Source organism: Mycolicibacterium lacusdiani (genome assembly GCF_021916785.1).
In the GTDB taxonomy this organism is placed as follows: domain Bacteria; phylum Actinomycetota; class Actinomycetes; order Mycobacteriales; family Mycobacteriaceae; genus Mycobacterium; species Mycobacterium lacusdiani.
Window position 1 is genome coordinate 945160 of record NZ_JAKCFC010000002.1, and the last position, 11888, is coordinate 957047.

Genomic DNA, 11888 nt, shown 5'->3' on the forward strand with positions numbered 1-11888 from the left:
GTTCGGCCAATGCGTGGGTTACGCTCGGACCGTCGCGAGCTACTCGTGTGGTCAAGCAATCGGCCACCGTTTGCGACTGCTCGGCTAACTGGATGGGAGCACCGTCCATGGTGTCGAAACGTCCCCCAGGCAAGACTTCGTCCCGACTGGCGTTCTGCGAGCGGTCCACGACCCGCGGCGGCGTCGACGGCGTGTGGTGGCCCAACAGTGCCGACCTGGCGACTGAACTTCCGGATCTGATGTCCATCCTCGGATCCATGATCGGCGAGGTCAGGCGCGTGGTTTACGACCCGAGAGCCTGGCGCACGGCACCCTCGCGGGTGATCAGGCGTGGCGTGGCGGTGTGCGTCGACCCGTACTCCCTGGTCTCCCCGGGCATGATCTACCTCGTCGGAAGCCACTCCCGCGATGCGGTGTTGAGCATCGTTCCAGCGTCCTGCGCGACCAGCGTCGGCGACCGCGTGCTGGCCGCCGTGACCGCATCTACCGTGCCGATGACGGCGTCGGTGGTCGTGCACCTCCTTGGCTCGTTCGCCGAAGCCGAAGGCAAGACCGCGTGAGCCGCTTCTGCGACGCGATGTACGCGAACGCCAAGACGAGTACGTGCGGTTTCGTCACCGGTGAGCCCCATGCACCGCTGCGGCAGAGCTGGGCCGAGGTGCACGAACGCGCCAGGCGCATCGCCGGCGGTCTCGCCGCGGCCGGTGTCGGTCCCGGAGACGCCGTCGCGGTGCTGGCGGGCGAACCGGTCGAGATCGCCCCGACCGCTCAGGCCACCTGGATGCGTGGTGCGAGCGTGACGATGCTTCACCAGCCCACGCCGCGCACCAACCTGCTGGCCTGGGCAGAGGAGACCCGCCGGGTGGTCGACACGCTCGGCTCCACCACGGTCGTGGTGTCGGAGCCGTTCATGGCCGCCGCGCCCGTGCTGGTCGAGAGTGGCGTCACGGTTCTGGTGATCGCCGATCTGCTGACGGCCGAGCCCATCGATCCGCTCGACGTCGACGAGGAGTCCGTCGGGCTGCTGCAGCTGACGTCCGGCTCGACGGGGCCGCCCAAGGCCGTGCGGATCACCCACCGCAACCTCGTCTCCAATGCCGAGGCGATGTTCGTCGGCGCGGAGTTCGACATCGACACCGACGTCATCGTGAGCTGGCTGCCGCTGTTCCACGACATGGGCATGACCGGATTCCTGGTCGTCCCAATGTACTTCGGCGCCGAGCTGGTCAAGATCACCCCGATGGACTTCCTGCGTGACGTGCTGCTGTGGGCCAGGCTCATCGACCAGTACAAGGGCACGATGACCGCGGCCCCCAACTTCGCGTACGCGCTGCTGGCCAAGCGGTTGCGGAACCAGGCGCAGCCCAACCAGTTCGACCTGAGTTCGCTGCGGTGGGCACTCTCGGGTGCCGAGCAGGTGGAACCCGAGGTCGTCGAGGACCTATGCGACGCCGGGAAGCCGTTCGGTCTGCGGCCGGAGGCCATCGTGCCGGCGTACGGCATGGCCGAAACCACTGTGGCGGTGTCATTCTCGATGAGTGGCGCCGGTTTGGTGACCGACCAGGTGGACGCCGACATGCTCGCGGTGCTGCACCGTGCGGTGCCCGCGACCACGGGCAACGTCCGTCGCCTCGCGACTCTCGGACCCGCGCTGGCGGGGCTCGAGGTACGCGTCATCGACCACGACGCGAACGTCCTGCCGGTCCGCGGCGTCGGCGTGATTCAGGTTCGTGGAGAACCGCTTTCGCCTGGCTACACCACCGTCGGCGGGTTCGTCTCCACCCAAGACGACGAAGGTTGGTACGACACCGGCGATCTGGGCTACATGACCGAGGAATCGCACATCGTCGTCTGCGGACGCGTCAAGGACGTCATCATCATGGGCGGGCGCAACGTGTACCCGACCGACGTCGAGCGGGCATCCGGCCGGGTCGAGGGAGTGCGCTCGGGCTGCTCGGTGGCCGTCCGCCTGCACGGCGAGCGGTCGCGGGAGACCTTCGCGGTGGCCGTCGAGTCGGCCGCGTTCGAGGATCGCGCCGAGGTCCGTCGCATCCAGCGCGCCGTCGCCCACGAGGTGTTCAGTGAGGTCGACGTACGGCCGTGCAAGGTCGTGGTGCTGGCACCCGGCAGCATCCCGAAGACGCCGTCGGGCAAGCTACGTCGCGCGCACGCCCTGTCGCTGGTGCAGTAGCAGCGGTCAGGCGGTGGCGTGTGCCGCCTGTCCTGCCGCCTTCATCGATGCATACAGGTCGGTGTAGTACGGCAGGCAGTCGGCCATCGCCTGTTCCGTGGTGAACAGCGGCTCATAGCCGAGGTCGCGCTTGGCCTTGTCGATGGAGAAGTAGTTGTCGAGCGTGATCCGCTCGATCGCAAGCGGTTCCAGCAGCGGCTTCGGCAGGCCGAAGCGGAAGTGCAGGAACTGCCACGCCGTCATCGCGAGCCACACCAGGCGCCCCGGCACCCGGAACGTCGGGAACGGTTCACCGCAGGCCGCCACGACGGGCCTGGAGAACTCGAACATGTTGATCGGCTCGCCGTCGTTGACGAAGTAGGCCTGCCCGGGTGCGGTGCCGCCCGGCACGAGGTGCTCGGCGGCCAGGATGAAACCGTGAATCAGGTTGTGCACGTAGGAGTTGTCGAGTTTGACGTCCTTGTTGCCGACCAGCACCTTGACGTGGCCGGCGAGCACGCTCTCGAACACCTTGCGGAACATGGTCTGGTCGCCGCGGCCCCAGATGCCGCTGGGCCGAATGGAACACGTCAGCATGCCCTCGACGCCGTTGGCGGCGAGCACGAACTTCTCGGCGACGACCTTGGTCTCGGTGTAGAGGTCGTTGAAGCGTTCGGTGTAGGGCAGCGTCTCGTCGCCTCCCGAGATGGCCTGGCCGCCCATGACCACGCTGTTGGACGCCGTGTAGACGAACCGCTTGACTCCGGCTGCCGTCGCGGCGTGCACCAGCTTCTCGGTGCCACCGACGTTGACCGCGAAGCTGCGGCTGCGGTACTCCTCGGTCGCCGAGGCACCACCCATCAGGTCGATGATCGCCGCGGTGTGGATGACGGTGTCGACGTCGGCGACCGCCCTGGCGACGTCGCCGGGATCGGTGATGTCGCCGACGACCGTCTCTAGCGCGGGATGGTCGGGTAGCCGGGACGGTGCGCGGTCGAAGGAGCGCACGCGCAGGCCGCGGTCGAGTAGTTCGGTCACGAGGTTGGCTCCGACGAAGCCGGAACCCCCGGTGACGAGCACGTGGCCGAGATCGGTGGTCAGCGTTGGGTCACCCATGGCCGAGAAGCATAACTGAAACGTGTTCCAGTTTCGAGCCTACCGCCCGCCACTGGTTGCTATCTCAACCTTCGTCGTCGTCGTTCGCGGCAAGCGCCTTCTCGACCTTCTGGCGGGCGCCCTCCAGGTGCTGTTCGCACCGTTTGGCCAGCTCTTCGCCCCTTTCCCAGAGCTGCAGCGACTCGTCGAGGCTGAGCCCGCCCTGCTCGAGGCGGCGCACCACCTCGGTCAGCTCATCACGGGCCTCTTCATAGCCGAGTTGACTAATGGGCTTCATCTTCCCCCTCGCTCACGGCCCCGACGGCGCCGTCGGACACCCGAATCCTCAACCGGCTCCCGGCTGGCGCGTCGGCCACCGACCGCAACACCGTCGTCGTGCCGTCGCTCGCCACCGCCTTTACGACGGCATAACCGCGCGCCAGGGTCGCGGCGGGACCCAGTGTGGTCAGCCGCGCCGACATGTGGCCGATCCGGTCGGATTCGGCGGCGATCATCCTGGTCACGTCGCGGCGAGCGGCCGCCCGGGCGCGATGCACCTCGTCTGCACGGGCGTCGATCGCGGCCAGCGGACGTGCCAGCACCGGGCGGCTCCGCAGCTGGGTCAGGTGGTGGTGCTCGCGCCGGACCCAGTTGCGCAGCGCCTGCGCGCTGCGGCGGCGGCAGTCGTCGACCATCGCCTGCTCGGCCGCCGCGTCGGGAACGATGCGCTTGGCGGCGTCGGTGGGCGTCGCGGCGCGGACGTCGGCGACCATGTCGCACAGCGGGTTGTCCGGTTCGTGGCCGATGGCGGTGACCACCGGCGTCGTGCACCTGCCGATCTCACGACACAGCGTCTCGTCGGAGAACGGCAGCAGGTCCTCGAAGCTGCCGCCGCCACGCGCGACGACGATGACGTCGACCTCGGGGTCGGCGTCCAGTTCGCGCAGCGCCTGGACCACCTGTGGCACGGTGTTGGGTCCCTGCACGACGGGGTTGCGGATCGCGAAGCGCACCGCGGGCCAGCGCGCCGTCGCCACCGAGACGACGTCGCTCTCGGCGTGACTGGCGCGGCCCGTGATCAGCCCGATGGTGCCCGGCAGGAACGGAATGGGGCGCTTCAACCGCGGGTCGAACAGGCCCTCGGCGTGGAGCAGGCGGCGCAGGCGGTCGATGCGGGCCAGGAGCTCGCCGATCCCGACGGCGCGAATCTGGTTGACGCGCAATGAAAACGAACCGCGGCCGACGAAGAAGCTGGGTCGCCCGTGCATCACGACGCGGGTGCCCTCGGCGAGCTTGACCGGGGCGTTGTGCACCAGATCGCGCGGACACGTGATCTGCAGCGACATGTCGGCCGACGGGTCCCGCAGCGTGATCCACGCCGTGCCGGAGTTGGGCCGCACGGTCATCTGGGCGATCTGACCTTCGACCCACACCGTGCCCAGCCGGTCGATCCAGTCCTTGACCATCATGGACACCGAACGGACCGGGTACGGGTTCTCCGGGGACTTGCCCGGCTTGTCCGCGGGCTGGTCCTGTTCGGTCATTTAGCGGTCGCGCGGGTGATCCTGTTGGCCAGCAGCGTCTGGTACGGGGCGCGCGCCTTCGTCGACTCCTCGTAGGCGAGCAGCGCCTCGAGGTCGTCGACCTTCAGCGAGGGGAGCCGCGCCCGCAGCTGCGCGAGGGTGAGGGTCTGGTAGTCCAGCTCGGCGACGATCGGGGGCGCCTCCGCCGGTGCGGCCTCTGTGGTGACGGAGTTCACCGTCTCCGGCTCGCCGGTGCTGTAGAGCGCGAAGCGTCCCTCGGTCAGCCGCTCGCCGTCGCCGGCGCGGCCACCGTCGTCGTCCGCATCGTCCTCGTCGTCGCCGAGGTCCTCGTCGAACGTCGCCCACTCGGCCTGCTCGTCCTTCGGCGGGAACAGGTTCTCCAGGGTCTCGTCGCCCCTGTTCACCAGGTCTGCGACGTCCTGCTGGACCTTCATGACCATCTGAGCCACCTGGCTCACCATCGTCATCGGGTAGGTGAGGATGGTCTGCGGTAGCCGACGGGTTTCCTCCAGCGCCGTCACCGCCGCGCCGACCAGCAGACGGACTCCATAGGGTGCAGTAGCCATGCGTGCAGCCTACGGCTGGCAGGTAGGGGGCGCGGGTAAGTACCCTGGTGGCATGCCAACGACGATCAACATGGGCATTCCAGGTGCCGCCAGCACGGTCGTCGAACGGACGACCGGAAAGCGCGTCCTGCTCGCCGAACCACGCGGGTACTGCGCGGGCGTCGACCGAGCGGTCGAAACCGTGGAACGCGCCCTCGAGAAGCACGGCGCCCCGGTGTACGTCCGGCACGAGATCGTGCACAACCGGTACGTCGTCGAAACCCTCGCCAAGGCCGGTGCGGTGTTCGTCGAGCGGACCGACGAGGTGCCCGAGGGCGCCATCGTCGTGTTCTCCGCCCACGGGGTCGCCCCGACCGTCCACGTCGAGGCCGCCGAGCGCAATCTGAAGACCATCGACGCGACCTGCCCGCTGGTCACCAAGGTGCACAACGAGGCCAAGCGCTTCGCCCGCGACGACTTCGACATCCTGCTCGTCGGCCACGAGGGGCACGAAGAGGTCGTCGGCACCGCAGGCGAGGCGCCCGACCACGTGCAGGTCGTCGACAACCCCGACGCGGTCGACAAGGTCGTCGTGCGCGACCCGAACAAGGTGATCTGGCTGTCGCAGACCACGTTGAGCGTCGACGAGACGATGGAGACCGTCCGCCGGTTGCGGGAGAAGTTCCCCACGCTGCAGGACCCGCCCAGCGACGACATCTGCTACGCCACGCAGAACCGCCAGGTGGCGGTCAAGGCGATGGCACCCGAGTGCGACCTCGTCATCGTCGTCGGCTCACGCAACTCGTCGAACTCGGTGCGGCTGGTCGAGGTCGCGCTGGGTGCCGGTTCCAAGGCCTCCCACCTGGTCGACTACGCCGAGGACGTCGATCCCGCGTGGCTCGAGGGCGTGACCACCGTCGGCGTGACGTCGGGCGCTTCGGTCCCCGAGGTCCTGGTGCGTGGCGTGCTGGACCGGCTGGCCGAATACGGCTACGACACGGTGCAGCCCGTCACGACGGCCAACGAGACGTTGGTCTTCGCCCTGCCAAGGGAGATCCGGGCGCCGCGCGCCTGACGGACCGTCGGGTCAGTCCTCGTAGTCCCAAGCATCGCGACTGCGTCGCGGCCGGGTGCGGTGCTCCACGCGCGGATCCTCGTCGTCCGAGCCGCGGTAGCGAACCCGTGAGACCGGGTGGTGCGTGCTGTCGGCGTGGCTGCGGCCATTGCTCGACGGTGTGCCGTTGACCGGACCCTCGAAGGGCTCGTACGAGTCGTAGTAGGGCCGACGTTCCGACCGGCCCTCCGGCCGCTCGTAGCGCTCCGACCGATCCCGCCGCACGGGCCGTTCGCTGCGCGCCGACCGTTCGCTGCGATCACCAGTGCTGCGACGCCCGACCGGCGGCGCATCGCGTCGCTCCCTCGACTCGTCGCTGCGGGGCCGTCGACGCGGCTCCGAGTCGGGGTCGGCCGGGGGACGGGTACGGCGCGGACGCGGCGGCACCGCGTCGATGATCTCGGTCTCCGGCGGACGGGCATGGCGGGACCGCGACGCACTGCCCGCCGGGCGGGGCTTCCGGGGCCGTGGCGAGTCGTCGTCGGCGGTGCCGTCGCGGTCGATGGAGTGCCTGCGGCTGCGCCGGCCGTCAGAAGCCCTCTCGGCTCTCTCGGGCCTGTCGGCCCTGGACGCTTTGGCGGGCCTGGGGGACTTGGCCGCCGGCTCCTCGTCGGCGTCGTCCATCGCGGCCGTACGCCTGCTGCGACGCTTGCTGGGGGCCTCGTCCGCAAAGTCGTCGGCGACGTCCTGCGGAGCATGTCGCTGCTCCGTCCGGTGCAGGTACCAGCGCGCAACGCCGATGGCCAGCACCGTCACCGCCGTGAAGAACATCAGCGGGAAGCGCTCGATCAACGGGTAGCCGCAGTTGATCAGGATGTCCTTCATGCCCTTGATCTCGCTGCTGTGCATGAGGAAGTACGCACTCGGCACGGCGACGAAGAGCAGGAGCGGCGGCTGGATCACCGTGGTGAAGAGGCTCGACTGACGCACCGCGAGCACCGCGAGAACACAGCCAGTGACATAGCACACGACGAAGGTGCCGCTGAGCGACTTCGTGCCCGAACCGGCGTCGATGGCGAAGCCGATGGCGGAGGCGATCACCGCCAGCAGCACCGCTCCCCACCAGGGCAGACCGGGGACGAGGGGCAGCACGGATCGCTGGTCGGCGGGGACCGCCGAGCGCGCACGCTGTCCTGACACACGTCGACCGTACCGGCTGCGGCGCAGGAAGGGCTGCCAGCGGACACCGGCGTGCCAAGGCGCGTCTCATAGACTTCGCACCCGTGAGCCTCAACCTCGGAATCGTCGGGCTGCCGAACGTGGGCAAGTCGACGTTGTTCAACGCGCTGACGCGTAACGACGTCCTCGCCGCCAACTACCCCTTCGCGACGATCGAGCCCAACGAGGGTGTAGTCGCCCTGCCGGACCCGCGTCTGGACAAGCTGGCCGAGATGTTCTCGTCGGACAAGACCGTGCCCGCGCCGGTCACGTTCGTCGACATCGCCGGAATCGTGAAGGGCGCGTCAGAGGGCGCCGGCCTTGGCAACAAGTTCCTGGCGAACATCCGCGAGTGCGATGCCATCTGTCAGGTCGTGCGCGTCTTCGCCGACGACGACGTCGTCCACGTCGACGGCAAGGTGGATCCGAAGTCGGACATCGAGGTGATCGAGACCGAGCTGATCCTCGCCGACATGCAGACGTTGGAGAAGGCGATCCCGCGCCTGGAGAAGGAAGCCCGCAACAACAAGGACCGCAAGCCCGTGCACGAGGCCGCGGTCGCCGCGCAGGACGTCCTCAACGGAGGGACGACCCTGTTCGCTGCCGGTACCGACGTCACGGTGTTGCGCGAGCTGAACCTGATGACCACCAAGCCGTTCCTGTACGTGTTCAACGCCGACGAGACGATCCTCACCGACGATGCGCGCAAGGCCGAGCTGCGTGCGATGGTCGCGCCCGCCGACGCCGTCTTCCTCGACGCGAAGATCGAGGCGGAGCTCCAGGAACTCGACGACGAGTCCGCTGCCGAGCTGTTGGAGTCGATCGGACAGACCGAGCGCGGGCTCGACGCCCTGGCCCGGGCCGGGTTCCACACGCTGAAGTTGCAGACCTACCTGACGGCGGGGCCCAAGGAGTCGCGGGCCTGGACGATCCACCAGGGCGACACCGCCCCGAAGGCGGCGGGCGTCATCCACACGGACTTCGAGAAGGGCTTCATCAAGGCCGAGATCGTGTCCTTCGACGACCTCGTCGCCGCCGGTTCGATGGCCGCCGCCAAGGCCGCGGGCAAGGTGCGCATGGAGGGCAAGGACTACGTGATGGCCGACGGGGACGTCGTGGAGTTCCGCTTCAACGTGTAGATCGACACACGACGGGGTGTGTCACATCCTCAACAGCAGTACCGTGTTGCTCAGCAGGTTCATACCGTCACAACAGGAGACTCATCGTGATCGCTCGGCGGTTCGTTCAAGTCCTCTCGTCCGCGTTGGTCGCCGGGGCTGCCCTCGGGGCAGGCCTGACGGCTGCAGCACCCGCATGGGCTGATGTGACCGCCCAGGACCAGCAGTTCATCGACATCGTCGAGCAACTCGCCGTTCCGGTGAACTCCGATGAAGACGCGATCAAGATCGGGCGAGAGGTCTGCCAGTCCATGGACGCCGGGCGGGTCGAGCCCGTCCGCACCGTCCGCGGGCTGGTAACCGGGCTGCAGAATCAGGGCCTCGACAAGGGGAAGGCGGCCAACCTGATTCGCGGCGCGGTCGTCACCTACTGCCCGCAGTACGGTTCGCTGGTCGGCCGCTGAGCCGTCGCGCCCGCTGCGAGTGGGCGCGAAGATCACGTCTTTCGGTACTCCGGGCGTAGCGTTCCCGTCGGAGGTGATCAGATGCCCGACCCAGAAGCGAACTCTGACGCGTCCGACTACGACCGTCTCGCGGCCGAACTGGCCGCCTGCCGGCGCGACCTGGACAGGGCGCTCGCGACCAGCGCAGAGCGGGCCTACCGCGCCGACGAACGCGAGCGCATCGCCGACGAACGCGACCACACGGCCGACGATCGGGAAGCGCTCGCCGACGACCGTGAGCGGCTCGCCGACGTCCGCGAGGGCTCGGCCGAGGAGCGCGAGCGCAAGCGGGTGCAGCGGGCGGAGGAATCCGTCGAGCGCCAAGTGGCCGAGGCCCGGCGTGAACAAGCGGAGATCTCGCGACAGTCGACCGACACCGAACGACGCTGACCCTTTTCGCGACGATGGCCGCCCCGCGCTGTCGCGGAGCGGCCATCGGAGGATTCGTCAGGGCACGAACGGGATGAACCGGTCGACCCACCAGATGCCCCACGCCAGAGCGTCGGGGTTGTAGACCACTGGCTGCGGCTCGAGGATGCCGAGGTCGAACCAGTTGACCGGGCGCCAGGTCGGCGGCAGTCCGGCGTAGCCGGGATCGCCCCAGTGGCCGGGCGGGACGCCCGTCAGACCGGGAACGTAGGGGTTGCCGTTCTTGATCTGCCCCGGCGGGCCGATGGGGTTCTGGCCTGGCGGATCGCCCGGCACCCAGTAGGGGCCGGGTCCCGGCCCGGGTCCCGGGTCATTCGGCTTGGCAAGTGCCACGCCACTGCCGGCGCCGAGCACGCCCAGGCCGAGGGCGGCCGTGGCCGCTGCTCCTGCTGCGATCTTCTTCAAACGCATCGTGAACTCCTTGTCCTACCGCTGCCGTCGCCGACGGCGGCATATCGACTCGTGGTTCACGACCCATGCCGCGAAGCGGCGGGGGTCGCATGCGACCCCCCGACGCAACGCCTGTACCCGCCGTCGTCGCCGAATGAAACCTGATCCGCCCGAGGACGTGCGAACCCGCAGGTGGCGGGCACGTGGCGGACATGGCAGTCATACTCGATCCATGCGCGTCGCCGCAGTGAGGCCCGGTCGGGCGGTGGCGTGTGCCGCAGTCCTGATGGCCGTCGGCGGGTGCAGTCGCGGCCCCGAGGTGGAGACCACGTTGGTATTCGACGGCGAGCGTGGAGCCATCAGGACCGACGACGTGTCCTGTACGCGCGGCGACGGTGTCGTGGTCATCTTCGTCAACGGGCCCGGCAAGCAGATGTTCCGTGCGGTCGTGATCGAGCGCGGCCGGTTGATCGCCGAGCGGGTGGCACTGCGCTACGACGACGTCGCAGGGTTCATCGCCGACCCGTCGGAGGTCGAAGTGAGCAGGGTCGACGAGACATATCGGTTTCGCGGCCGGATGCCGCCCGACGTCGGCGAGGCGACGTGGCACACGTTCCAGATCGAGACGAAGTGTCCGTCGGCCGAGGGTGGGGAACCGGCGACCCGTGCCCGGGGAGAGTGATTCGGTCCGTCGACCTCGGGGATGAACATCGACGGACCGAATCATGCGTGATAACGCATATGTCGTCGGGTTTATTCGGTGGGTCCCCTAGGTCACACCAGCCGCGGTGTCGGCACCGCGGTCAGAGGACGACGGGAATCTCGTCGCTGAGCCGGTAGCCCTCGGTCAGTGGCAGCTCGTCACCGCTCCAGAACTTGCCCGGATCGAACCAGTTGAAGTGCTTCTCGGTGGTGAGCAGACCCATCTCCTCGTAGGTGATGGCGACCGTCTCGGCGCAGTAGGCCGTCTGCAGCCCGACCTCGTGCCGTTCGCGCTTCTTCCGCTCGGCCGACTCCCGGACTCGACGGTGCACGAACGGCAGCCCGCGGGTGAAGTCGCTGACGATCGGCAGCCTGCCGCGGATCCACCGTCCGGTCAGACGTGCGGTGGTGGGGAACGCGGTGCCGTCCATCCGCGCGATGACGCGCATCATCGCATCCTCCTGCGCGCGGTCGGCGTACGGCGTGAGCTGTCGCAACCAGCACTGCTGGCCGTACTCGTTCTGCCACTGCTCGACGGCCTGTCGCGCGTCGTTGAGCTGGACGCCGCGGTGGTGGGTGCCGGTCCACACGTCGAGCAGCTTTGCGCCCAGTTCGGCATGCCACATCAGCGGTGGCAGATCGTCGATGGCCACCGTCATGCCGACGTGATTGACCGGTGCGTTGGTCATCGTCTGGATGGCCCGGTCGGGGCCGGAATCGCCGCGAAACAGCCATATGTCGCCCGTCCGCGTCTCGGCCAGTGCCCGCTCCAGCGTCACGGTGTTCGCATTCACCAGCGCAGCTTAGGCAGAATCGCATGGATGCGAGGGATCTGGAAGTGGGTCGGGTTGGCGGGCGTCGCGGGCGTCGTGGCAGGCGGCGCGCTGGTCGCCCGCGATCAACGCAAGCGCAACGCCTATACGCCCGACGACGTCCGCGCGCGCCTGCATCAGCGCCTGGCGGAGGCGTCGCCGCCGCCGGGGGACGCCTAGGTGTACTGCCCAGGCAGGTTGGTTGAGGAAGTGTGACGACTCGCTGTAGCGGTCGTTGATTGGAGAAGGCCTCCCGTCGTGGAGTGGAGCTGCTTAGACACCCACTTCGACGACAGGAGACCTTCGTG

At 68.5% G+C, this 11888-nt stretch carries 15 protein-coding genes; 8 read left to right on the forward strand and 7 right to left on the reverse strand.

The window, feature by feature from the left end:
• The first annotated feature begins 92 nt into the window (after positions 1-92).
• Positions 93-560: a DUF5994 family protein gene (locus LOK44_RS09625; protein ID WP_237569734.1), complete on the forward strand. Its 468-nt coding sequence runs from the start codon at positions 93-95 to the stop codon at positions 558-560.
• On the forward strand, positions 557-2191 hold the full coding sequence (locus LOK44_RS09630) for a fatty acyl-AMP ligase (RefSeq protein ID WP_237569735.1): 1635 nt from the start codon (positions 557-559) through the stop codon (positions 2189-2191). Before LOK44_RS09625 ends, LOK44_RS09630 begins: the two co-directional genes overlap by 4 nt.
• A 6-nt stretch (positions 2192-2197) precedes the next feature.
• Here LOK44_RS09630 and LOK44_RS09635 read toward each other — a convergent pair whose 3' ends face one another.
• The 4 genes from LOK44_RS09635 to LOK44_RS09650 all read right to left on the reverse strand — a co-directional run bounded on the left by LOK44_RS09635 (position 2198) and on the right by LOK44_RS09650 (position 5375).
• Positions 2198-3286 (reverse strand): 3-beta-hydroxysteroid dehydrogenase, encoded by a 1089-nt coding sequence (locus LOK44_RS09635; RefSeq protein ID WP_237569736.1) that lies wholly within the window; start codon positions 3284-3286, stop codon positions 2198-2200.
• 64 nt (positions 3287-3350) lie between these two features.
• Positions 3351-3563: an exodeoxyribonuclease VII small subunit gene (locus tag LOK44_RS09640; RefSeq protein WP_163923437.1), complete on the reverse strand. Its 213-nt coding sequence runs from the start codon at positions 3561-3563 to the stop codon at positions 3351-3353.
• Positions 3550-4809, reverse strand: coding sequence for an exodeoxyribonuclease VII large subunit (xseA, locus tag LOK44_RS09645; protein ID WP_237569737.1), 1260 nt, complete (start codon positions 4807-4809; stop codon positions 3550-3552). Before xseA ends, LOK44_RS09640 begins: the two co-directional genes overlap by 14 nt.
• On the reverse strand, positions 4806-5375 hold the full coding sequence (locus tag LOK44_RS09650; RefSeq protein WP_237569738.1) for a lipid droplet-associated protein: 570 nt from the start codon (positions 5373-5375) through the stop codon (positions 4806-4808). The genes xseA and LOK44_RS09650 overlap by 4 nt, the downstream gene beginning before the upstream one ends.
• A gap of 52 nt (positions 5376-5427) precedes the next feature.
• Here LOK44_RS09650 and LOK44_RS09655 point away from each other — a divergent pair, with 52 nt between their 5' ends.
• On the forward strand, positions 5428-6429 hold the full coding sequence (locus tag LOK44_RS09655) for a 4-hydroxy-3-methylbut-2-enyl diphosphate reductase (protein WP_237569739.1): 1002 nt from the start codon (positions 5428-5430) through the stop codon (positions 6427-6429).
• A 12-nt stretch (positions 6430-6441) separates the two neighbouring features.
• Here the strand turns inward: LOK44_RS09655 and LOK44_RS09660 are convergent, their stop codons facing one another.
• On the reverse strand, positions 6442-7608 hold the full coding sequence (locus LOK44_RS09660) for a DUF6542 domain-containing protein (protein WP_237569740.1): 1167 nt from the start codon (positions 7606-7608) through the stop codon (positions 6442-6444).
• Between the two features lie 83 nt (positions 7609-7691).
• Between LOK44_RS09660 and ychF the strand changes: the two genes are divergently transcribed.
• From ychF to LOK44_RS09675, 3 genes are all read left to right on the forward strand, one after another.
• A complete protein-coding gene (gene ychF / locus LOK44_RS09665; protein ID WP_237569741.1) occupies positions 7692-8765 on the forward strand; it encodes a redox-regulated ATPase YchF in 1074 nt (357 codons plus the stop codon).
• Positions 8766-8851: 86 nt separating this feature from the next.
• Positions 8852-9208 (forward strand): DUF732 domain-containing protein, encoded by a 357-nt coding sequence (locus tag LOK44_RS09670; RefSeq protein WP_237569742.1) that lies wholly within the window; start codon positions 8852-8854, stop codon positions 9206-9208.
• An 81-nt stretch (positions 9209-9289) separates the two neighbouring features.
• Positions 9290-9637 (forward strand): hypothetical protein, encoded by a 348-nt coding sequence (locus tag LOK44_RS09675; RefSeq protein WP_237569743.1) that lies wholly within the window; start codon positions 9290-9292, stop codon positions 9635-9637.
• 57 nt (positions 9638-9694) lie between these two features.
• On the opposite strand, the gene LOK44_RS09680 is transcribed toward LOK44_RS09675, so the two are convergent.
• Positions 9695-10087 carry a hypothetical protein gene (locus LOK44_RS09680; RefSeq protein ID WP_237569744.1) on the reverse strand — a complete coding sequence of 131 codons (393 nt, stop codon included), beginning with the start codon at positions 10085-10087 and terminating at the stop codon, positions 9695-9697.
• Between the two features lie 211 nt (positions 10088-10298).
• Between LOK44_RS09680 and LOK44_RS09685 the strand changes: the two genes are divergently transcribed.
• Entirely contained in the window at positions 10299-10748 is a 450-nt protein-coding gene (locus LOK44_RS09685) for a lipoprotein LpqH (protein ID WP_237569745.1), read from the forward strand.
• A gap of 121 nt (positions 10749-10869) precedes the next feature.
• Here the strand turns inward: LOK44_RS09685 and LOK44_RS09690 are convergent, their stop codons facing one another.
• Positions 10870-11562 carry a guanylate cyclase gene (locus LOK44_RS09690; protein ID WP_237569746.1) on the reverse strand — a complete coding sequence of 231 codons (693 nt, stop codon included), beginning with the start codon at positions 11560-11562 and terminating at the stop codon, positions 10870-10872.
• A 27-nt stretch (positions 11563-11589) separates the two neighbouring features.
• Here LOK44_RS09690 and LOK44_RS09695 point away from each other — a divergent pair, with 27 nt between their 5' ends.
• Complete coding sequence (locus tag LOK44_RS09695) at positions 11590-11760, forward strand: hypothetical protein (RefSeq protein ID WP_237569747.1); 171 nt, start codon at positions 11590-11592, stop codon at positions 11758-11760.
• Positions 11761-11888 lie beyond the last annotated feature (128 nt).